Annotated in this window: 19 protein-coding genes; 10 read left to right on the top strand and 9 right to left on the bottom strand. The window is 64.8% G+C overall.

Annotated features, from left to right (window positions below; genetic code table 11):
- Nucleotides 1-172: 172 nt before the first annotated feature.
- The 3 genes from BBX35_RS05695 to BBX35_RS05705 all read right to left on the bottom strand — a co-directional run bounded on the left by BBX35_RS05695 (nt 173) and on the right by BBX35_RS05705 (nt 2,581).
- Entirely contained in the window at nt 173-1,342 is a 1,170-nt protein-coding gene (locus tag BBX35_RS05695) for an HD-GYP domain-containing protein (RefSeq protein WP_067217020.1), read from the bottom strand.
- 229 nt (nt 1,343-1,571) lie between these two features.
- Entirely contained in the window at nt 1,572-1,988 is a 417-nt protein-coding gene (dksA, locus tag BBX35_RS05700) for an RNA polymerase-binding protein DksA (RefSeq protein WP_067217022.1), read from the bottom strand.
- 173 nt (nt 1,989-2,161) lie between these two features.
- Nucleotides 2,162-2,581: a flagellar assembly protein FliX gene (locus BBX35_RS05705; RefSeq protein ID WP_067217024.1), complete on the bottom strand. Its 420-nt coding sequence runs from the start codon at nt 2,579-2,581 to the stop codon at nt 2,162-2,164.
- Between the two features lie 273 nt (nt 2,582-2,854).
- On the opposite strand from BBX35_RS05705, the gene BBX35_RS05710 reads away from it, so the two are divergent.
- The 5 genes from BBX35_RS05710 to BBX35_RS05730 all read left to right on the top strand — a co-directional run bounded on the left by BBX35_RS05710 (nt 2,855) and on the right by BBX35_RS05730 (nt 7,465).
- Nucleotides 2,855-4,000 (top strand): flagellar basal body P-ring protein FlgI, encoded by a 1,146-nt coding sequence (locus BBX35_RS05710; RefSeq protein ID WP_083206034.1) that lies wholly within the window; start codon nt 2,855-2,857, stop codon nt 3,998-4,000.
- The gene (locus tag BBX35_RS05715; protein ID WP_208979765.1) at nt 4,000-4,332 is read left to right on the top strand and encodes a rod-binding protein; all 333 of its coding nucleotides are present in this window, start codon (nt 4,000-4,002) and stop codon (nt 4,330-4,332) included. Before BBX35_RS05710 ends, BBX35_RS05715 begins: the two co-directional genes overlap by 1 nt.
- On the top strand, nt 4,329-4,826 hold the full coding sequence (locus tag BBX35_RS05720) for a hypothetical protein (RefSeq protein WP_208979766.1): 498 nt from the start codon (nt 4,329-4,331) through the stop codon (nt 4,824-4,826). The genes BBX35_RS05715 and BBX35_RS05720 overlap by 4 nt, the downstream gene beginning before the upstream one ends.
- 354 nt (nt 4,827-5,180) lie before the next feature.
- On the top strand, nt 5,181-5,546 hold the full coding sequence (locus BBX35_RS05725; RefSeq protein ID WP_141687818.1) for a flagellar protein FlaG: 366 nt from the start codon (nt 5,181-5,183) through the stop codon (nt 5,544-5,546).
- A gap of 95 nt (nt 5,547-5,641) precedes the next feature.
- Nucleotides 5,642-7,465 (top strand): tetratricopeptide repeat protein, encoded by a 1,824-nt coding sequence (locus BBX35_RS05730; protein ID WP_067217027.1) that lies wholly within the window; start codon nt 5,642-5,644, stop codon nt 7,463-7,465.
- Between the two features lie 22 nt (nt 7,466-7,487).
- On the opposite strand, the gene BBX35_RS05735 is transcribed toward BBX35_RS05730, so the two are convergent.
- Genes BBX35_RS05735 through BBX35_RS05750 form a run of 4 tightly spaced genes read right to left on the bottom strand, consistent with a single transcriptional unit; the run spans nt 7,488 to nt 11,005 of the window.
- Nucleotides 7,488-8,198, bottom strand: a complete 711-nt coding sequence (locus BBX35_RS05735) for an acylneuraminate cytidylyltransferase family protein (RefSeq protein ID WP_083206035.1) — start codon at nt 8,196-8,198, stop codon at nt 7,488-7,490.
- Complete coding sequence (locus tag BBX35_RS05740) at nt 8,195-8,944, bottom strand: class I SAM-dependent methyltransferase (RefSeq protein ID WP_067217031.1); 750 nt, start codon at nt 8,942-8,944, stop codon at nt 8,195-8,197. Before BBX35_RS05740 ends, BBX35_RS05735 begins: the two co-directional genes overlap by 4 nt.
- Nucleotides 8,941-10,125: a polysaccharide pyruvyl transferase family protein gene (locus BBX35_RS05745; RefSeq protein WP_067217033.1), complete on the bottom strand. Its 1,185-nt coding sequence runs from the start codon at nt 10,123-10,125 to the stop codon at nt 8,941-8,943. The genes BBX35_RS05740 and BBX35_RS05745 overlap by 4 nt, the downstream gene beginning before the upstream one ends.
- Nucleotides 10,126-10,135: 10 nt before the next feature.
- Nucleotides 10,136-11,005: an N-acetylneuraminate synthase family protein gene (locus BBX35_RS05750; protein ID WP_067217039.1), complete on the bottom strand. Its 870-nt coding sequence runs from the start codon at nt 11,003-11,005 to the stop codon at nt 10,136-10,138.
- Nucleotides 11,006-11,368: 363 nt separating this feature from the next.
- Between BBX35_RS05750 and BBX35_RS05755 the strand changes: the two genes are divergently transcribed.
- The 5 genes from BBX35_RS05755 (at nt 11,369) to flaF (ending at nt 16,808) form a co-directional block, all read left to right on the top strand.
- Nucleotides 11,369-12,754, top strand: a complete 1,386-nt coding sequence (locus BBX35_RS05755; protein WP_067217042.1) for a flagellin N-terminal helical domain-containing protein — start codon at nt 11,369-11,371, stop codon at nt 12,752-12,754.
- Nucleotides 12,755-12,977: 223 nt separating this feature from the next.
- Nucleotides 12,978-14,366 carry a flagellin N-terminal helical domain-containing protein gene (locus BBX35_RS05760; RefSeq protein ID WP_067217045.1) on the top strand — a complete coding sequence of 463 codons (1,389 nt, stop codon included), beginning with the start codon at nt 12,978-12,980 and terminating at the stop codon, nt 14,364-14,366.
- 196 nt (nt 14,367-14,562) lie between these two features.
- Nucleotides 14,563-15,951, top strand: coding sequence for a flagellin N-terminal helical domain-containing protein (locus tag BBX35_RS05765; protein ID WP_067217046.1), 1,389 nt, complete (start codon nt 14,563-14,565; stop codon nt 15,949-15,951).
- 109 nt (nt 15,952-16,060) lie between these two features.
- Entirely contained in the window at nt 16,061-16,534 is a 474-nt protein-coding gene (gene flbT, locus BBX35_RS05770; protein WP_067217049.1) for a flagellar biosynthesis repressor FlbT, read from the top strand.
- The gene (flaF, locus tag BBX35_RS05775) at nt 16,485-16,808 is read left to right on the top strand and encodes a flagellar biosynthesis regulator FlaF (RefSeq protein WP_244271561.1); all 324 of its coding nucleotides are present in this window, start codon (nt 16,485-16,487) and stop codon (nt 16,806-16,808) included. The genes flbT and flaF overlap by 50 nt, the downstream gene beginning before the upstream one ends.
- Nucleotides 16,809-17,027: 219 nt before the next feature.
- On the opposite strand, the gene BBX35_RS05780 is transcribed toward flaF, so the two are convergent.
- Nucleotides 17,028-18,557 (bottom strand): hypothetical protein, encoded by a 1,530-nt coding sequence (locus tag BBX35_RS05780; protein WP_083206036.1) that lies wholly within the window; start codon nt 18,555-18,557, stop codon nt 17,028-17,030.
- Between the two features lie 8 nt (nt 18,558-18,565).
- Nucleotides 18,566-20,449: a flagellar hook-associated protein FlgK gene (gene flgK, locus BBX35_RS05785; RefSeq protein WP_067217052.1), complete on the bottom strand. Its 1,884-nt coding sequence runs from the start codon at nt 20,447-20,449 to the stop codon at nt 18,566-18,568.
- Nucleotides 20,450-20,470: the final 21 nt, after the last annotated feature.

Raw genomic sequence — 20,470 nt, forward strand, 5'->3', positions numbered from 1 at the left:
CAAGAAGGCGCCGCGAACCCCTCCCCTCCCCAAGCCGCTCTAAGCTCCCCAAGCACGGACGGCAGGCGGGCACGGGATCCCCCCGCTCCCCAGCGGACCCGTGCCCGCCGCATTTGCTTCTCGCCCGGCTATCGATGGAGGCGCCGTCCCCGGCAACAGAATTCCCGTCGTCTCAGGCTGCATTTTCCTGACCGGGCCGGTCGAGCGGATGTCGACCGCTCTTCAGGCACGGCGCCCGAACACCCCGCGCCTCCTCGCGCCCGCCGCGATTGGTCGCGAAGACGGGTTCGAGCACCATCGAACGGAAGGCCGCGAACAGGCGATCGTCCAGCTTGCCCTTCATTTCGCTCATGATGGCGATGGCCTGGCGTGGCGGCATCGCCGCCTTGTACGAGCGCTCTTCGGTCAGCGCGCTGTAGATGTCGGCAAGGGTGACGATGCGGGTCAACGGCCCGATGGAACTGCCGCTGATCCCGTTTGGATAGCCGCTGCCATCGAGATACTCGTGGTGGTCACGCACGGCCTGGATCAGTTCGACCGCGCTGCGTCCGCCCCGCTGCAACGCGAAGGCTCCGCGGGCCGGGTGGGTATTGATGACCCGTTTTTCCCCGGCACTGAGCGGGCCATCCTTCTCCAGCACGGTGATCGGAATGAACAGCTTGCCGACGTCGTGCAGCAGGCACGCCTCGGTGATCATCGCGATATCGGTGTCGTGCAGGCCCAGAAACTGTCCGAACGCGCTGCCGTTGCCGGCAACGCTCAGCATGTGACGGCAGGTACCGCTGTGGTGCAGCTTGACCGCATCCAGCCATCCGGCCAGCCCCTCCCGTCGCGTCGCCTCGCTGATCGCACGGGCGGTCGCCCCGAGGATTTCCGGTGGCAGCGGCCGGTCGGCACGCATTGCCGCACCGAGCTGGCGATAGAGGATATCGCCGTTTTCGACGGCTTTGGCGACACGCGGCGAACGGCCGGCAAGATGGGTCGACAGATTGCGGTTGAGGATCGACTGCACGGCGGAATGAATGTCCGCGGGCGGGCGGAAATTCGGGATGACGCATTCGATCCCCAGTGCCTCGGCCTGGACGAGCCCGGCCCGGTCGCTGCCCGGGGCGACATAGATCGTATCCCGCTTGCGCCGATCCTCGTCGAGGCCGGCCGCCAGCAGCGCGACCTCGCTCTGCCGGCGGAGGGAGCTGTGGAGGATGACCACGCGCGCCTCTGCAAGCCGGCATGCATTTGCCGCCGCAAGCGGAATACGCGCGACCTTGTAGGCCAGCGCCAAGGCGCTGCCGAACGCCGGTTCGGCGTTGTCCTGGTCCACGAGAATGATGACGTCGATCATGCCCCAACCGCCACACTTGAATGACGCAAAAATTCCTATGCGTCATCTTTATCCGTCGCAGCTTTTCGAACTCTTAAAGCGGTCGACGACAAGGTGTTAACGAGACATGAAGATCGGGACGGCAACGCCGTGCGAAAGCCGCAGCCTGAAGCGGAAAATGAAAAGGCCCGGACTGTGCCGGGCCTTGCAAGTTGGTCAGACGAATGCAGCCGGTCTGGCCGGGCTGGCATCAATCGTCGCGATAAACCTTTTCACGGCGCTCATGGGCTTCCTGCGCTTCAAGCGACAGGGTTGCGATGGGACGGGCTTCCAGCCGCTTGATGGAAATCGGCTCGCCCGTTTCGACGCAGTACCCGTAAGATCCGTCCGCGATACGCTCCAGCGCCGCATCGATCTTTGCGATCAACTTGCGCTGGCGGTCGCGGGCCCTGAGCTCGATCGAGCGATCCGTCTCGGAAGACGCCCGGTCGGCGATATCGGGGTGGTTCTGGCTTTCCTCCTGGAGGTTTGTCAGCGTTTCGCGGCTTTCCTTTAGGAGCTCTTCCTTCCACCGCAAAAGCTTGTTCCGGAAATACTCGCGCTGACGCTCGTTCATGAAAGTCTCGTCCTCGCTGGGACGATACTCGGCATCCAGCTCAACCGTCATGTCCTACTCCGGCTCCCGTTAGGCCGCGCGGAATATAGCGATCCTGCGGGCGATGGACAACGTCACCGACGTGGAAAAGTGCGCCAAATTTCTGTGATGTTTTTCATGTACTTAGACGGACTGCCCGTGTTTTCGGCACAAGTTCGGCCCGATCACGCGGCATCAGCGGGCGTTCAATTACCGTACAGTCCCAGCTTTGCCAGCTCCACTTTAGCGCGAAGCTCGATCTCGTCGATCACCTTCTCCAGCGCCGGATCGCCGCTGTCGCTCCGCCGTTCGAGCATTATCGCAAGCCGGTTGAGCCGCTCCGGCGAGATCCGACCCGCCAGGAGATCGGCCTTCATCCCCTCGAGCGTGTCGAGCAGGTCGTGACCCCGCGCCTTCGCCTTGCGCCGGCCGGTCAACGGGTCGTCGACCTCCTGCAGCGCCAGCAGCGCGTCGAGGCCGGACACACCGCCCGCCGACCCGGTGGAAGAGGCACTTTCCGAACGCCCCGTGCCGCCGAGGTCGAAATTCGAGCCCGAACCGTCGGTCCGCTTCTTCTGATTTCGTCCGCCGACCCCGGACAGGGGCGCGTAACCTGAAATTCTCATGGTCGAAAACCGGGTCCTGCTGGAGGAACTCTCAAGGCTACACAATTTTCCGAGTTGGTAAACGAAGCGTTAACGACCCGGCAAATCCTGCCGGGCAAGCCGGCGGAGATCATCTCAAACCGGCGCGAAACAGGAAAGGAAAATCAATTTTTATAATTAAAAACAGATAGATAAGAAATTTATCACACTGACAGACATTCTGGCACGGCACTCGCATAAGGAAACGCGGGCACGCAGCCCATGTCATCCGCCGAGCGATCGAGACACGCAAGAATGACCCTCACCGGCCTCCTTTCACGCCTCTCCGGCCTCCTGCAGCTTCTCTGCCTGGCCTGGACGCTCGCGCTCGTCGTGACGCTGGCGAGCCCCGCCAGCGCCGCCTCGCGGATCAAGGACATTGCCGACTTCGAAGGCATCCGCGACAACCAGCTTATCGGCTACGGCCTCGTCGTCGGCCTGCAGGGGACCGGCGACAGCCTGCGCAACGCACCTTTCACCCGCCAGAGCCTGGAAGCGATGCTGGAGCGTCTCGGGGTCAACACCCGCGGCTTCAACCTCAACACCCAGAACGTGGCCGCCGTCATGGTCACCGCCAACCTCCCGGCATTTTCTACCCAGGGCACCCGGATCGACGTTTCCGTCAGCGCCCTTGGCGATGCCAACAGCCTGCAGGGCGGCACGCTTCTGGTCACCCCGCTGCTCGGCGCCGACGGCGAGGTCTACGCGATCGCACAGGGCCCGCTTGCCATCGGCGGCTTCTCCGCCCAGGGCGATGCAGCCTCGGTGGTGCGCGGTGTCCCGACGTCCGGGCGCATCGCCAACGGCGCGCTGGTCGAGCGCGAGATCGACTTCAAGCTGGCATCGATGACCAGCCTGCGCCTCGCCCTGCGCAATCCGGATCTCACCACGGCGCGCCGCATGGCCCTGGCCGTCAACGAGCTGATCGGCCTGCCGACAGCCGAACCGCTGGATCCTGCGACCGTCCGCATCGACCTGCCGCGCCAGTTCAACGGCAATATCGTCGACCTGCTCACCGACATCGAACAGCTGATCATCGAGCCGGACCTGCCCGCCCGCATCGTCATCGACGAGAATTCCGGCATCATCGTCATGGGCCAGAACGTCAAGGTTTCCACCGTCGCCATTGCACAGGGCAACCTGACCGTCACCGTCGCCGAGAGCCCGACGGTGGTGCAGCCGCTGCCCTTCGCCAACGGCCAGACCGCGCTGGAGCCGCGCACCGACATCCTTGTCGACGATGCGAGCGACAACAAGCTGGCGGTCGTGCGGGAGTCGGTGACGCTGCAGCAGCTGGTCGACGGTCTCAACGCCCTCGGCATCGGCCCGCGCGACATGATCTCCATCCTGCAGGCGATCAAGGCCGCCGGAGCCCTCCAGGCAGAAATCGAGCTGATGTGATGAGCATGCCCGGCATCGACACTGTTCTCGCCAGCGCCCATGGCCGCTACGCCGCCAAGGGCAACGCCGCCAACGCCAACCCGGCAAATCCTGCCGCCATGACCCGCGAAAACGCGGAACAGTTCGAGGCCGTGTTCCTCAACACCATGTTCCAGACGATGTTCGAGGGCCTCGAGGAAGGCGGCACCTGGGGCAGCGACAGCGGCTCCGAAGCCTGGAGCGGCATGCTGGTCGAGCAATACGCCAACACCATCGCCAAGGCCGGCGGCATCGGCATCGCCGACGCGGTCCAGCGAGAACTTCTTTCCCTTCAGGAGACGGCCGGACAATGAGCCTCGACACCAAACAGCTCGCAGAAATTGCCCCAGAGTTCTTTTCCGGTGCGATAGCCGACCGCAAGGCGGCGGAGGCCACCTGCAATCGCCTCGAGGCGGCGATGGGTGACCTGCTGGCCGTCATCGAGCGCGAGACGGAACTCGTCCGCCTCGGCAAGCTGGACGCCGCCGGCGACCTCCAGCCCGAGAAGGCGAAGCTGGTGAGCATCTACATGCGCGGCATGACCTTCGTGCGCGACCAGACGACCTCGCTCGGCAACCTGGCGCCCGAGGCCGTCGACCGGCTGAAGCGGCGCCACGCGGAGTTCCAGCCCGTCCTGCGCATCAACCTGGCGGTGCTGGCGACCGCGCGAGAGGTTGCCGACAATCTGCTGCGCAAGGTGGCGCAAGGGGCGGCAAGCACCCGTGCCCCGTCCACCTATGGCCCCGGCGGCAGCGCGCCGCGCTCGCCGGCCCTTGCCGACGGCATCGCGGTGAACCGGGCGCTCTGACCCCGCCACTTCCTCTGCGTCAGACCGAAGAATTCCCGACGCCGTCCGCGCTCTCGCGCGGGCGGCGTTGCCGCTTCGGGCCGAGGCTGTCCACCCAGCCGTTAACCCTGACAGAACGAATCGGGATCAGACCGCGTCAGCCGGAAAATCTAACGAATTCATTAACGCGGGATTCACAGTTTTCCGATAAGATGCTTGCCATGATATGGAAGTTGATCCTCCTGAATTGGATGGAACGACCTGCATATCGAAGGACCTGAAAAAGGTTAGCGAATGAAAGGCGAGATGCTCAACGACCAACGTTGAAGCCGGGCGCGCGGCCTTTACGGGTTTGTCCGGTGGAGGGGTAAGCAAATGGAAGCGACACCTATCAGGACTGTGGCCTATACGCCGACACCGGCAGCGCCGAAGCCCTCCGAGGCCAGCGCATCACCGGCTGCCCGCACCGATGTGCCACCGGAAAAGTCGGTTCAGCCGGCAAGCGAAACGGCCGCGAGCCGCCCGGCAGCGGAAAACAACTTCGCCAAGGCGGAAGCCAACATCAAGCGCGAGGAATTTCGCGACAAGGTCACGGATTCCATCGTCTTCAGGGCGGTCGACATGACCACGGGCGAAGTGGTGCAGCAGATCCCGGAGGAGTCGCTCCTGCGGCTGCGCAGGGCGTTTGCCGAGACCACCCAGAAAGACATGACCGGCCTCGCATTCAGCCGCAGTCTCTAGCACGGCGCGGGGCGCCCTCTCGCCCCGCCGGCAACCCGCACAACATCTCGAATCGGCTATAGTCCGCGCTCACCCACCTTGAGCCGGACACGCGCATGCCTCCCTCCCCCCAGACGACCCTGGACCAGATGCGCAAGGCGCTGCTGCTGCAGCGCGAGGGAAAGCCTGCCCGCGCCCGCCCGATCTACGAAAAGCTCCTCAAGCAGGACCCCGGCAACGCCGAAGCGACGAGCCTGCTCGGCCTGTGCTTTCTCGAGCAAGGCTATCCGAAGCGCGCTGTCGCCCTGTTCGAGCGCGCCATCTCCCTCTCGCCGGACGAGCCCCGCTACCGGATCAATCTCGCCGATGCGCTCGACGCGCTCGGCGACACCGATGCACAGCTCGCCGCCGTCGCGCAGGCAGCGGAAGCCTCGGTCGACCCGGCGCTGCTTCATCGCAAGGCGAGGCTGCTTCGCCAGACGGGCCGGCTGCCCGAGGCGCTGGCCGCCTACGACACGGCCTTGCGCGCGGCAGCCGATGCCCTGCCCGATCATCTGGATATTCTTGTCGAGTTCGGCCAGACGCTGATCCTTGCCGGCAAGCACGAGGAAGCCGTCAGGGTGCTGCAGTTCGCCGTGTCGGCGGCGCCCGGCCACCGGATCGCACTGCTCAGCCTTGCCGACGCGCTGAACCTGCTCGACCGCGGCAGCGAAGCTCTGGAGCTGCTCACCGGCAGCGCGGCGGCCTTCGATGTTGAGACCGACGCGACCTACCGCCTGAGCCTTGCCAATGCGCTCTGGAGCGTCGGTGACTATGCCGGCGCGCTGGCCGAGACCGACCGGGCGCTCGCCCTTCGCATCGAGGGCAGCGACGCTCGCCTGCTGCGCGGCAAGGCGCTCTATCACCTCGGCCGCTTCCCCGAGGCGGTCGAGGAACTGGAACGGGCGCTTGCCATCGAACCCGGCCGCCACGAAAGCGCGATGACGCTCGGCCTCGCCTGTCTTGCCGATGGCGATCTAGCGCGCGGCTGGAAGCTGGCGGAGCGCCGCGTCGAGGCAAATCTCAAGGGGCTGATCCAGCGCCGCTTCTCGCGCCCGAAATGGCAGGGAGAGCCTCTGGCCGGAAAGACGCTGATGATCTGGGACGACCAGGGCATCGGCGACGTGTTGCGGTCCACGTCGATGTTCGCGGAGCTGGCCGAACAGGCGGAGCGGCTCATCGTCGAGTGCCACCCCAAACTCGTCCCGCTGCTGGCGCGCAATTTTCCGCAAGTGACCGTGCGCCAGCGCAGTCACGAGGGTCTCAACGCCCTGTTGGGCGGCGAGGACTTCGACGTTCAATGCGCCTTTGGCGGCCTGCCCGCCCTGCTGCGCCCGGACATTGCCTCGTTTCCGAAGAGTACAGCATCCCTGACGGCCGACCCAGCGCGGGTCGCGGCCCTGCGGGCACGTGCACCGCTCGGCGGATCGCGGCCGAAGGTCGGCTTGTCCTGGACCAGCGGCAACCGCGCGGGCCAGCGCGGCCGCTCCTATCTCGCATTGGAAGACCTGCTGCCGCTGCTCGCCATCGAGGACGTCGACTTCGTCCTTCTCGACTATACCGACCGCAGTGCAGAGATCGCCGCCCTTCAGGAGCAAACGGCGTTCACCCTGCATCGCTGGGACGATCTCGATCTCTTCGACGATCTGGAGACCGTTGCCGCTCTGACCTCCTGCATGGATCTGGTCATCTCGGCGAACACCTCCGTCGCCGACATGTCCGGCGCGCTCGGCGTGCCGACATGGCGTTTCGGCCCGGTCACCGGCACGATCCTGCTCGGCCAGGACAACCCGCCCTGGGCCCCGGCGACGCGCTATCTGCGGCTGGATCCCATGCGCCCGGCCTCCGATGTGGTGCCGCAGCTGGTCGCAGGCCTTCGCAGCTGGCTTGCCGGCCGATGACGGCAGTCGAGGCCGCAAGCCCTCACATCTGAATGGGGTGCACCGCGAGATTGCGCTCCAGCCGCTCCAGCATCAGCTCGGCGACGGCAATGTCCTGCGGCTCGTCGATCTCGACGACTTCCTCGTCGCTGGTTTCCCAGAACCCGATGCGCCCGGTCAGGCGGCAGCCCGTCTGCTCGAAGCTCTCCGTGCGGAACAGGTAGAAGTTGCCGGTCTCGCGATAGTAGCGGTCTTGCGGCGGGATCTGCTGCCGCATCAAGCGGTTGTGCGGATCGTAGAGCGGCTGCGGTTCCGGCATGTTGCGCCAGATGTAGTTGCGGATGAGCCTTGCCGAAAACAGCGAGTCGTAGCCCCCGTCCGTGAAATGCCGGAAGGCATCGGCCAGCGTGTCCTTGCGCCTGACCGGCGAGGTCACCTGCGGAAACAGCACCGAATGCGGCTTCTCGTCCCGGCACATATGGGCAATCGCATGATGCAGCGAGGCCTCGGCCGGCGACGTGTCGGTCGCAAACTCCTCGGGCCGCAGCACGGGCACCCTGGCGCCGAACGCACGGGCAGTCTCGGCGATTTCCTCGCTGTCGGTCGAAACGATCACGTCGCGCACGAAGCCGGCCGCCTGCGCCGCCTCGATGGTCCAGGCGATCAGCGGCTTGCCGAATACCGGCACGAGGTTCTTGCGCGGGATCCCCTTCGAACCGCCGCGTGCAAGCACGATCGCATCACAGGTCATCATCTCTTTTCCGCAAAAACCGTCACGAAGGAGCCCCAGAAAGCCGGCGACACGCCACTGTCCGGCGCCTGCATCCGCTCCCAGGCCTCGAGCGTTGCAAACCGCGTCCCGAAGAACGGGTACTCGACCGAGGCGATCCGGAAGCCGCTGTCCCTCAGCAGGCGCATCAGCGAGTCATCGGTAAAGAGGCTGACATGCGTCGGATCGTGGAGCAAGCGGAAGCGCTCGCCGAAGAGGCGAGCTGCAGCACTGGCGAAATTCGGCGTTCCGACCACGAAAAGCCCGCCGGGACGGAGCGCTTCATGGACCAGCCGGACGAGGGCCACGGGATCGTCGACATGCTCGATCACATGATGCGCGACGAAGGTGTCGCAGGAGGCCGGCTCGAAGCGCCCGGGTTCCAGCACGCCGCGGACCGTCACGGCGCCGCTGCGCTCAGCCGCCGTCTCCACCGCCTTCTCGGACGGGTCGAGCCCGATCCGCTCGTGGCGCGGGTCGATCTGCTCCAGCAACTCGCCAAGACCGCAGCCGATGTCGACCACCCGGCCCGGAGCCCGCGCATTCACGGCCCTAGCGATATAGGCCAGGTCCGCCTTGCGCATCTCACGCTCCGAGGCGATGTCGCGCAGCCGCCCGTCCGGATCGCGCTTTTCGTCCCAGTATTCTTCGCCCGCCACACGGGCCGGATAAGGCACGAAATAGTCGTCCGATCCGTAGAGCGCGAGGCAGCGGTCGATGATCGTGGTCACGCCAGGCCCTCCGCACGCGACGACAGCCAGACGGCAAGGTCGTGATGATAGTTATTCAGGGCTTCCCGCTCGCGCGACTTGGCAGCAGCCAAACGCGCGATGCTTGCCGTCGGCTGGGCCAGATCTCGCGCAACCGCCTGAAACAGCGCGGCCAGGTCGCTTTGCCCGTCGAAGGCATGGCAACGGTCGGCGAGACCCATTGCGGCGAACTGGCCGGCGATCTTGTGATGCGTGGAAATGCCGAAGACCGGCGCGCCGAAGCCGATGGAGGCCAGCCCTGCGTGATAGCGCATGGCGATGACGGCAGAGGCCCGGCGATAGAGATCGAAGCTGGCGGACCAGCCGCCCTCCCCTTGCGCCAGTCCGGCAACGATCACGCGCTCGCGCCGCAGCCGGTCGTCGAGCGCCTCGAGAACCGAACCGATAGGCCCGAAGTCGCTATAGATGTGAGGAACGAACACACAAGTGAGCGTCTCGTCGGCCGCCAGCAGGTCCTCGATCCCCGATGCGATCGCTGCGGCGAAGCGTTCCGTCAGATCCTCGCCGTCCGCGCTCGCATAGCGCTTGTCCGGCATGTCGCCGGCAGGGTTCACGGCGATGAAGCGGCTGCCCTCTGGCAGGCCGGCATGCGGCCAGGGCTCCGGCTCGGCGAACAGACCTCCATCCGGCACCACCTGCATGGCATCGGCATAAGCCGGCCCGAGATGATCGCGGATGAACTCGGCGGACCCGTCATTGCGCAGCGAAAAGCGGCAATGCTCGAAGCCGAGCACTTCGTCGAGGAAGGCTCTGGTCCGCGCCACCGCCACCGGGCTGACGCCGCGTGTCGCATCGACGCCCAGCCCGTGGAACAGGACCGGCCGGCGGATCGCCGCAAACAGCTCCGGACCGGCCTCCAGATAGGTGCCGGAGGAGGTGTTCTCTCGCCAGAGCTGGAACAGGCTGAACCCGCCGACCACGACGAGGTCGGCCTCGTTCGCCTCCGCGACGAATGTCTCGTCGAAGGCCCGGCGTCGCCAGTGGATGAAATCGCGCACCTCGCAGGGGCGATGGTCGAGCGCCCAGGGCAAGTCCTCGGCCCTGGTGCGATACTCCCCGTCATGCATGGCGTTGTCGCCGAGGTTTCCCACGAACGAGGCCAGATGCAGGACGGAGAGCGGTCGCATGCGGTCGGCGGTCACGATCCGGCCATCACAGCGAGGCCAGCGTGTCCTTGCGGCGCAGCTTCTCCATCACCGGACGCTCGCGGGAATAGATGTCGATGACGCCATCGCCGCGCACCTTCTCGGCAAGGCGGATGCCCGCGATCATTTCCTTGACCTGCGCGACATCGATGGAGGCCGACTGGTCGGAACCCCACATCGTGCGGTCGAGGGTGAAATGCCGCTCGACGGAGACGGCTCCGAACGCGATCGACAGGATGCTCGGCAGGATGCCGTCCTCATGACCGGAATAGCCGATCTTGAGATGCGGGAACCGCTCGCGCAGGGTCGAGATGCCGGCGAGGTTGATCTCCTCCGGCAGCGCCGGATAGGTCGAGGTACAATGGTAGAGGCAGGCGATCTCGCCGCCGGCCTCCTCGATGGTTTCCACCACCGCTTCCACCATCTTGAGATTGCACATGCCCGTAGAGACCAGCAGCGGCACGCCGGTGCGTGCCGCATGCACCAGCAGCGCACGGTCGGTCACCGAGGCCGAGGCAAGCTTCAGATAGGGCACGTCCAGCGCGACAAGGAAATCGACCGATGCCTCGTCCCAGGGCGAGGCGTACCAGGTGATGCCGAGCTCGGCGCAGAGCGCCGCGATGCGCTCGTAGTCCTTGCGGCCGAACTCCAGCCCGCGCTTCAGGTCGCCATTGGTCTCGCCGAGGGGCGACTTGCGCGGCTTGGCCAGTTCCTCGGCCGTGTAGACGACGTCGACGGTGCGCTTCTGGAACTTCACCGCGTCGCAGCCGACACGATGCGCCGCACGCACCATCTCGAGCGCCAGGTCGATGCTGCCGTTGTGGTTGATGCCGATCTCGGCGACGACCGTGCACCTGTCGAATGTAAAGAGGTTCATCTCGCGATCTTTTCGGGCTCGCGGCAAACGCTGCACAGGCCGTGGCGGCGTGATGCGCTTGCGGGTTTCGCTGTCCGTCCCTCGCCGCACGGCAATCCCTTAACCGGCGGGAGAGGCAGGCCGGCGCCGGTTCAGCGGCGGCGGCCCTCGAAGCACTCGATCAGTATCCCCGTTTCGGCGTGATTCGGCGAGCAATTTTAAGGACCTGTCGCAAGATGCGAGACCCTGCGTCAGGCAGTAACCAGTCGTTTACCTTAACACCGGTTAACCACTTGTTTTTACGAATGATTCTGAAACGGCGACGTAGGTTGGGCAGGCAACGAGGATGCGTTGCGTTAGCTGTTACCAGAAAGGTACACCCCAATGAGCGTCACTCTCTCCGCTGGCGTCCGCCAGAACCTGCTGTCGCTGCAGAAGACTGCCGACATGATGTCCCAGACGCAGAACCGTCTGGCCACGGGCAAGAAGGTCAACTCGGCCCTCGACAACCCGACCAACTTCTTTACCTCCCAGAACCTGAACTCGCGCGCCAACGAGCTGTCCAGCCTGCTCGACGGCATTTCCAACGCGACGAAGACCCTGGAAGCTGCCGACAACGGTATCAAGGGCATCACCAAGCTGGTGGAGAGCGCCCAGTCGACCGCTCGTCAGGCCCTGCAGGCCGGCGGCGCCGGTTCCGGCACCGTGGTGGAAAGCTCCTCGTCGATCTCGACCAACGGCCTGACGCCGAGCTCGGGCGAGACGATCCAGGACCAGGCCAAGCGCCAGACCCTGTCCAACCTCGGCTTCACCAACGGCGACACGATCACCGTTCAGACGACCGACACCACGACCGGTGCCGTTTCCGAGATCGCGATCACCGTCGGCACCACCCAGAAGGCTGACGGCACGGGCGCGGTTGCAACGGTGCAGGACGCCGTCGACGTCATCAACGCTTCGGGCGTTGCCACTGCCGAGGTCACCGACGCCGGCAAGCTGAAGATCTCCGGCTCCGACACCGAGACGGTGAACCTGCAGATCGGCGACAACGACGGCGACGCCGACACCGCCACCACGCAGGCCACCTCGCTGGCGTCCTCGCTCGGCTTCGGCAGCAACTCCTCGGTCGATCTCTCGAGCCCGGCCGATGGCGACTACAACGACGCCGGCGAGACGGAAGTCACCTTCACCAACGGCGCGTCCGCTGGTGCAGCCGACACCTTCTCGATCACCACGACGGCGAACCCGGCCTCGAACTCGTCCTCGCGCCAGAAGCTGGTGTCGCAGTTCAACGAGATCATGGGCCAGATCGACAAGCTGGCGGCCGACTCGTCGTACAACGGTGTGAACCTGATCGACTCTTCGTCCTCGAAGCTGACCGTCGCCTTCAACGAGAAGCGTGACGCGGCCAACAAGTCGGAGCTGTCGATCAGCGGCAAGGACCTGACCTCCTCGGGCATGGGCCTGGGCAGCGTCTCGAGCCTGAGCGATGCGGAGGCGAACGCCACCCTCGACAAGCTGAGCGACGCCCTGTCGACCCTGCGCGAGACGTCCTCGACCTTCGGTTCGAACCTCAACACGGTCACGATCCGCAAGGACTTCACCAAGGACCTGATCAACACCCTGCAGACGGGTGCCGACAACCTGGTGCTGGCCGACACCAACGAGGAAGGCGCGAACCTCCTCGCCCTGCAGACCCGCCAGTCGCTGTCCACGACCGCGCTGTCGCTGTCCTCGCAGGCCGACCAGGCCGTGCTGCGTCTGCTCTAAGACGCCAGCCGCAAGGCAACTCGACAAACAGGGCGGCGGGTCGCGACTCGCCGCCCTTTTTCGTGGCGGTTTCGATATGGTTAACGAACCTGTTGGAAGCACAAGCAAATTGAGAATGGAGGCAAGAAGCTGTTAACCCTAATTTAGCCTTTCGACGCCAATCTGGCTGCGAGCCTCAGGACGAGGCCATGCACAGCTTTGGGCAGCCAGAAAGGATTTCCGAATGTCCGATATCACTCTCTCCGCCGGTGTGCGTCAGAACCTCCTGACGCTGCAGAACACCGCCGACATGATGGCCACCACGCAGAACCGTCTCGCCACCGGCAAGAAGGTCAACTCGGCCCTCGACAACCCGACCAACTTCTTCACCTCGCAGTCGCTGTCGGCCCGCGCCAAGGACCTGACCAACCTGCTCGACGGCATCGGCAACGCGATCAAGACGATCGAGGCCGCCGACAACGGCATCACCGCCATCACCAAGCTGGTGGAGAGTGCCCAGTCGACCGCCCGCCAGGCCCTACAGGACGGCTCGGCCGGCTCCGGCACCGTGGTGGAGAGCTCCTCGTCGATCTCGACCAACGGCCTGTCGCCGGTCTCCGGCGAATCGATCCAGGACCAGGCCAAGCGCCAGACCCTGTCCAACCTCGGCTTCACCAACGGCGACACGATCACCCTGCAGACGACGAACACCGACACCGGTGGCGTCGCCTCGATCCAGATCGCCGTCGGCACGACTCAGAAGACGGACGGTACCGGCCCGGTCTCGACGGTCCAGGACGTGCTCGATGTCATCAACGCCTCCGGCGTTGCCACGGCCGAGGTCACCGACGCCGGCAAGCTGAAGATCACCGGCTCCGACTCGGAGACCGTGCGTCTCGACATCAACGACAACGACGGCGACGGCAACACGGCCACCACCCAGCAGACCTCGCTGGCGGCCTCGCTCGGCTTCGGCACCAACACCTCGATCGACCTGTCGAGCCCGGCCGATGGTGACTACATCGACGCAGGCGAGACCGGCGTCACCTTCACCAACGGCGGCTCCGCCGGTGCAGCCGACACCTTCACGATCACCACCCAGGCCAACCCGGCCTCGAACTCCTCCACCCGCCAGAAGCTGGTGTCGCAGTTCAACGACATCCTGGGCCAGATCGACAAGCTCGCTGCCGACGCCTCGTTCAACGGCATCAACCTGATCAACTCCTCGTCCTCCAAGCTGACCGTTGCCTTCAACGAGAAGCGCGATGCGGCGACGAAGTCGGAGCTGAAGCTGCAGGGCGAAGACCTGACCTCCTCGGGCCTCAACATCACCAACGTGTCGAGCCTGAACGACACCGAGGCGAACAATGCGCTCGACGAACTGTCCGAGGCCCTGATCACCCTGCGCGAGGCGGGCTCCAAGTTCGGTTCGAACCTGTCGACGGTGCAGATCCGCAAGGACTACACCAAGGCTGCGGTCAACACGCTGCAGACCGGTGCCGACAACCTGGTGCTGGCCGACACCAACGAGGAAGGCGCCAACCTCCTCGCCCTGCAGACCCGCCAGCAGCTGTCCACCACGGCTCTGTCGCTGTCCTCGCAGGCCGATCAGGCGGTGCTGCGTCTGTTCTGATCCGGAACACCGCGAATCAAAGAACGGCGGGCGAAAGCCCGCCGTTTTTCGTTTTCGAACTATCTTTTTGAATCCCTAACATTTTCATCGCGATATGCGACATGGTTAACCACTCGTTAGGAATTTCGCGCCAAATATTAATGCGTTCTCAGGATGAGATGCGCCTGGCTGCCAGGCGGTGCGAAAGGATTTCCGAATGTCTGACATCACTCTCTCCGCCGGTGTGCGCCAGAACCTGCTGACGCTGCAGAACACCGCCGACATGATGGCCTCCACGCAGAACCGTCTCGCCACCGGCAAGAAGGTCAACTCGGCCCTCGACAATCCGACCAATTTCTTCACCTCGCAGTCGCTGTCGGCCCGCGCCAAGGACCTGACAAACCTGCTCGATGGTATCGGCAACGCGATCAAGACGATCGAAGCCGCCGACAACGGCATCACCGCGATCACCAAGCTGGTGGAGAGCGCCCAGTCGACCGCCCGCCAGGCACTGCAGGACGGCTCCGCCGGCTCCGGCACCGTGGTGGAGAGCTCCTCGTCGATCTCGACCAACGGCCTGACCCCTGTCGCCGGCGAATCGATCCAGGACCAGGCGCGTCGTCAGACCCTGTCCAACCTCGGCTTCACCAACGGCGACACGATCGAGCTGTCCACCGCGAACACGGGCAACGGCGCGATCGCCGGCATCTCGATCACCATCGGCACGACGCAGAAGACGGACGGCACCGGCCCGGTCTCGACCGTTCAGGACGTGCTCGACGTCATCAACGCCTCGGGTGTTGCCACGGCCGAGGTCACCGACGCCGGCAAGCTGAAGGTCACCGCCTCCGACGCGGAAGATCTCTTCCTGAACATCTACGACAACGACGGCGACGGCAACACGGCCACCACCCAGCAGACGTCGCTGGCGGCCTCGCTCGGCTTCGGCACCAACACCTCGATCGACCTGTCGACCCCGGCCGACGGCGACTACACCGACCCGGGCGAGACCTCGGTCTCGTTCACCAACGGTGCCTCGGCCGGCGACATGGACTCGCTGATCATCGCTGCACGCGCCAACCCGGCCGCGAACTCTTCCACCCGCCAGAAGCTGGTGTCGCAGTTCAACAACATCCTGGGCCAGATCGACAAGCTCGCTGCCGACGCCTCGTTCAACGGCATCAACCTGATCAACAACTCCTCTTCCAAGCTCACCGTCGCCTTCAACGAGAAGCGCGATGCGGCGACGAAGTCGGAGCTGAAGCTTCAGGGCGAAGACCTGACCTCCTCGGGCCTCAGCATCACCAACGTGTCGAGCCTGAGCGATACCGAGGCCAACCAGGCGCTCGACGAGCTCTCCAAGGCGCTGATCACCCTGCGCGAGGCCGGCTCCAAGTTCGGCTCCAGCCTGTCGACGGTGCAGATCCGCAAGGACTTCACCAAGTCGTCGATCAACACGCTGCAGACCGGCGCCGACAACCTGGTGCTGGCCGACACCAACGAGGAAGGCGCCAACCTCCTCGCCCTGCAGACCCGCCAGCAGCTGTCCACCACGGCGCTGTCGCTGTCCTCGCAGGCCGATCAGGCGGTGCTGCGTCTGTTCTAAGGTAAATACTAGGCAAATATTTCCAGGCGGCGGGGTCTCCTGCCGCCTTTTTTATTCTGGAAGCGCTTAAATTCTTGCTTGAATCACGGCGCTATGAGAGTATTCGACCATGGCACTGAAGATCGAACTACGCCCCAAGGAAAGGTTTATCGTCGGCTCGACCGTGATCACCAACGGCGACCACCGTACGCATATCTTCATCGAGGGCAATGAACCGATCCTGCGCGAGAAAGACATCTACACCGCGGAGACTGCGAATACGCCCGCGAAACGGATCTATCTTGCGGTGCAGCTCATGTATCTCAATCAGGATATCGAGCGGCACAGGAAGGTCTATTTCGATCTGATCAACGACTTCATTCAAGCAGCACCGAGCACCATTGGCCTGATCGATGCCGTCAACAATGAGATCTTAACTGGTTCTCTCTACGCTGCCTTGCGACGGGCAAAGGAACTGGTCGAGTACGAACGGGAACTGATCGCACATGCACAATCTGGCCACCGCAGCATATCAGCAGACGACGCAATCGACCGTGAGCCCGCGCGAGCTGGAGGCCACGCTGCTTCTCAAGGCGGCGGCTAGGCTGCAGGCCGTCAAGGACGACTGGGGCAACGAGGACGGTCTGGTGACGCTGGACGACGCCCTGTCCTACAATCGTCGCCTCTGGACGATCCTTGCGACGTCGGTGACGAGCAACGACAACCCGATGCCGGTGGAGATCAAGCAGAACCTCGGCTCGCTCGGCGCGTTCATCCTCAAGCACACGCTCGACGTGATGACCAATCCGAGCCCCGAGCGGCTGACCACGCTGATCCAGATCAACCGCAACATCGCACAGGGCCTGCGGGGCACCTGACGCAAGGCGCGCCGTCAAGGCGGCCTTCCAAGTCTTTCGAACGCCGGCCTCGCGCCGGCGTTTCGCGTTTCCGGCATGGCCCCTTGCCACGGCTGCCAGCCCCTCTGGAAACGCTCTCCCGATACAGAAAAACCCGGCGAAACCTTCGCCGGGTTTTTCTTCATGCAAGTACCTGAACGCTGCCGGGCCAGTCCGAGCCCGGCGCCTGCCTGATCTGACCTAGAGGTAGTTCGCCAGCGACAGCTTCATCGTCATGCTGGTCGCCTGATAGCTGACCTCGAGGTTGGTGCGCAGGGTGAGAAGCTGGGCAGCGACCTCTTCGTCGTTGACGCCCTCGATCCCCTCGACCATCAGCTTGAGGGCGCCTTCCTCGATCCGGTGGCGTTCCTTGGCATCGGCCAGGGTTCGCTGCACGGCCGCGAATTCCATGTGGTTCTGGCGGATCCCCGACGCCTCTGCGCCATCCGGCGTCAGCACCGCGTTCGAACGGTCCGCCATCGCCTGGTAGAACCGCTGGTTCTCCGGCTGCGAGGCCGAGAAGTCGGTAGCCACGAAGGCCGCAAGCGCCTGCACCACCTGGCGATATCCCTCCTCGTTGGCGCGTGCGCCGTAACCAACCGTGAGGTTTTCGTCGATGGTCGCGCGCATGTCGGTGCGCGGATCCGTATCGGAATTGTCTCCGACATACCAGGAGACCGTGTCTGCGGTGCCGTCGCGCAGCGAGGTCGCGGTGGTGAAGTCGCCGGCATTCGGCACCACCCGCGCCTGCGGCAGATAGCCAGGAGGTGCCGGCGACTTGGGAGCGGTGTCGAAGAAGGTTTCCGAGGCCCGCATGGTCGATGCGGCTTTCAGCTCCGTGCTGGCCACAGTCTGCAGTGCGTTGTCGAGGGCCGCCTTGAAGTTCGCCGCCGTGTCGGCCGGCGTTGCCCCGCGCTGGAACGTGAACTCGGGATCGTCCTGGCCGCCCTCGACGCCGATGGTGATCTCGGTGCTCGTACCGTCCGGCAGGTTCATGAAGATGCGCATGCCCTGCCCCGGCTCGGGCTGGCCGGCAAAGTCCACGTCGAGCGACCCCGGGGGCCCTGCCGTCTGGGTCACCGTGACGTTGCTGAGGCCCGAGGAGACGTTGTCGATCTTGAAGCCGAACGGATGCGCGCCGTCCTCGGACAGCGTCGCCGTGGTGCCGGCCACCGCCGTGGTGGTTCGCCCGTTGCCGAGCGCGCCGAGATCCGCCTGGTTGTACTCGCTGATCACCGTCTTGAGGCCGGCATAGTTGCCGTCGCCCGCAAGGGCGTAGTCGAGGCTCTGCACCGGCAGCGTGTCCGCCGTCTTGCCGGAGAACAGGTAGCGCCCGCCGACATCGGTGTTCAGGTGCGCCATGAATTCGCGCAGCGAGATCTCCGCCGAGGTCTGCGACGACGTCCGGCCATTGCTGAACAGCTCGAAATTGTTGCGGTCCGTCGAGGCCTTGGACTCGACGCGGATCGCCTCCAGCCGGCCGCTGGTCTTGTCGAGCGTGTCGAGCCGCAATCCGGCGATCTGCACGGTCTGCTTGTAGACGCCGACGGAGCTGAGCTGCTGGCGCAGGGACAGGTCGAGTACCCGCTCCGAGCCGAGCCCGCCATAGGTCTGCGACTTCAGGCCGGTGCCGAGCTGCCGCTGCAGGTCGTCCATCTGCGCGCGCAACGTGGTCAGATAGCTGACCTGTCGCGGCATGTTGAAGCTGTTTGAGTAAGGGTTGATCGCCATCGCTCTCGCTAGCTCCGCATCAGGATGTCATAGAGTTCCCGCACGACCTGCATGACCCGGGCGTTCGCCGCATAGGCATTCTGCAGGGTGACGAGCTGTGCCAGCTCCTGGTCGACATCGACCTTCGAACTGTCGTCGAGACGGGTTTTCAGATTGGCGGTCACCACCTCCTGGCCGGCAAGAGCCGCCTTGGACTGCGCGGCGCGGCCGCTCTGGTGGGACACGCTGGCCGTCACGAAATCGGCGATCGAGCCCTTGAAGACGGAGCTTGCGCCGCCGATCCTGGTGCCGGGGGAAAAGGCCGTCGACGTGCTCGTCAGCTTGTCGAGGATCGACTGCGGCCGCGTGGTGTCGCCGCTGGCGACATCCGGGGCGTACTGGACGAGCAGCGAGGGATCGTTGAGCAGGTCCGCCGACACGCGAATGCGCGAGGCGAAGCCGCCGACATTGGGCCGGCCGTCCGAGATGCCCGTGAACGGCTTGCCCGCATCGTCCACGAAGAGCGAGAACGCGTCGCCATAGGCCGAGGGTCCGCTCGCCGTCTCGAAGGCGCTGAGGCCTTCGATGCGCTGGCTGGCTGGCGCCGTGCTCTCCAGGCGAAGCGTCGAACCGCCGGGGTTGGACGCCGAAAAGACGCCGGCGCCGATGCGCGGATCTCCGTCCAGCGCCGTCTGGATGTTGCCGGCAATGGTGTTGTAGTCGCCGCTGGAGAAATCGACGGCCAGGAAGATATCGTTGGAATCGTTGGTCCCGGTGAGCGCCGGCGGCACGGGGCCGTCGCTTCGGTAGATCGTCACCGACTTGGTGCGGCCGGTCGCAACGTCCTTGTATTCGAAGCTCAGATTGTCGCCGGGCTGCAGGTTGGCGAGGTCCACCTCGTAGCCGGTCTGCACGCCGCCCGTCTCGTAGGGCGTGCCCTGCTGCTCGTGGGTGGAGAAGGCCCGCGCCACGGATGCCGCCAGCTCGTCGAGCTGGCTTTGCGCGTGCACCAGGGCCTCGTCGCGCATGTTGACGAGGCCGGCGATGGAGCCGCTGCGCAGCGTGCGCGTCGACAGGAGGTCGATCTGGCTGCCTTCCGAATTCTCCAGGACCAGCGTGCCGACACCCCGATCGTTCGAGTTGAGCGAGTAGAGCGCGTTGGCGTTGACGCTGCCGCGGGCGTCGAACTTCAGCTTCATCACGTCGACATCGTAGAGCAGCGTGCCGCCGCCCATGTGGATGCGCACGCCGCCCTGCTCGGTCGGCTTGACGGTGATGTCGATATAGCCGGACAGCTCTTCCAGCATCATGTCGCGCTGGTCCATCAGGCCGACGGGAGAGGTGCCGTCCTGCGACGAGGCCACGATCTGGCGGTCGAGCTTCTGGATGTCGCCGAGCAACTCGTTGACCCGGTCGACCTGGTCGGAGATCTGGTATTCGACCTCCTGGCGCATCGACTGGATGTCGCTCGACATCGCGTTCAGCTTGCCGGCGAGCTGCTCCGCCATGCGCAGCACTTCGAGCCGGTTGGAATAGTCTTCGGGCCCCGAAACCAGGTTCGACATCGAGGCTACGAACTGATTGTAGGAATTCGACAGCGACCCGGCATCGCCGATGGTGCCGAACATCGTGTCCACCCGCGACAGATACTGCTGCGAGACGGACGCGTACTGGTTCTCGGCCAGCGAGGTGCGATACTGCCCCTGCACCGCGACGTCGAGATAACGCCGCATGCTGTCGACATCGATACCGGTAATGCGCCCGTTGCCATCATAGGCAGCGGACGCACTGATGGACTTGCGCGTGTAGCCGACATTGCCGGCATTGGCGATGTTGCCCGCCGTCACATCGAGCTGGCGCTGGTTGAACCCAAGCCCGATCAAGGCGGTGTTTAGAGCGCTGCTCAGTCCCATGGTCTCACCCGGCGTCTAGTC

This window comes from Stappia indica (assembly GCF_001696535.1).
Lineage (GTDB): Bacteria > Pseudomonadota > Alphaproteobacteria > Rhizobiales > Stappiaceae > Stappia > Stappia indica.

What these genes read in the sequence shown, in the direction of transcription:
- BBX35_RS05695 (WP_067217020.1), bottom strand. Translation starts at nt 1,342, where the DNA reads ATGATCGACGTCATCATTCTCGTGGACCAGGACAACGCCGAACCGGCG.
- dksA (WP_067217022.1), bottom strand. Translation starts at nt 1,988, where the DNA reads ATGACGGTTGAGCTGGATGCCGAGTATCGTCCCAGCGAGGACGAGACT.
- BBX35_RS05705 (WP_067217024.1), bottom strand. Translation starts at nt 2,581, where the DNA reads ATGAGAATTTCAGGTTACGCGCCCCTGTCCGGGGTCGGCGGACGAAAT.
- BBX35_RS05710 (WP_083206034.1), top strand. Translation starts at nt 2,855, where the DNA reads ATGACCCTCACCGGCCTCCTTTCACGCCTCTCCGGCCTCCTGCAGCTT.
- BBX35_RS05715 (WP_208979765.1), top strand. Translation starts at nt 4,000, where the DNA reads ATGAGCATGCCCGGCATCGACACTGTTCTCGCCAGCGCCCATGGCCGC.
- BBX35_RS05720 (WP_208979766.1), top strand. Translation starts at nt 4,329, where the DNA reads ATGAGCCTCGACACCAAACAGCTCGCAGAAATTGCCCCAGAGTTCTTT.
- BBX35_RS05725 (WP_141687818.1), top strand. Translation starts at nt 5,181, where the DNA reads ATGGAAGCGACACCTATCAGGACTGTGGCCTATACGCCGACACCGGCA.
- BBX35_RS05730 (WP_067217027.1), top strand. Translation starts at nt 5,642, where the DNA reads ATGCCTCCCTCCCCCCAGACGACCCTGGACCAGATGCGCAAGGCGCTG.
- BBX35_RS05735 (WP_083206035.1), bottom strand. Translation starts at nt 8,198, where the DNA reads ATGATGACCTGTGATGCGATCGTGCTTGCACGCGGCGGTTCGAAGGGG.
- BBX35_RS05750 (WP_067217039.1), bottom strand. Translation starts at nt 11,005, where the DNA reads ATGAACCTCTTTACATTCGACAGGTGCACGGTCGTCGCCGAGATCGGC.
- BBX35_RS05755 (WP_067217042.1), top strand. Translation starts at nt 11,369, where the DNA reads ATGAGCGTCACTCTCTCCGCTGGCGTCCGCCAGAACCTGCTGTCGCTG.
- BBX35_RS05760 (WP_067217045.1), top strand. Translation starts at nt 12,978, where the DNA reads ATGTCCGATATCACTCTCTCCGCCGGTGTGCGTCAGAACCTCCTGACG.
- BBX35_RS05765 (WP_067217046.1), top strand. Translation starts at nt 14,563, where the DNA reads ATGTCTGACATCACTCTCTCCGCCGGTGTGCGCCAGAACCTGCTGACG.
- flbT (WP_067217049.1), top strand. Translation starts at nt 16,061, where the DNA reads ATGGCACTGAAGATCGAACTACGCCCCAAGGAAAGGTTTATCGTCGGC.
- BBX35_RS05780 (WP_083206036.1), bottom strand. Translation starts at nt 18,557, where the DNA reads ATGGCGATCAACCCTTACTCAAACAGCTTCAACATGCCGCGACAGGTC.
- flgK (WP_067217052.1), bottom strand. Translation starts at nt 20,449, where the DNA reads ATGGGACTGAGCAGCGCTCTAAACACCGCCTTGATCGGGCTTGGGTTC.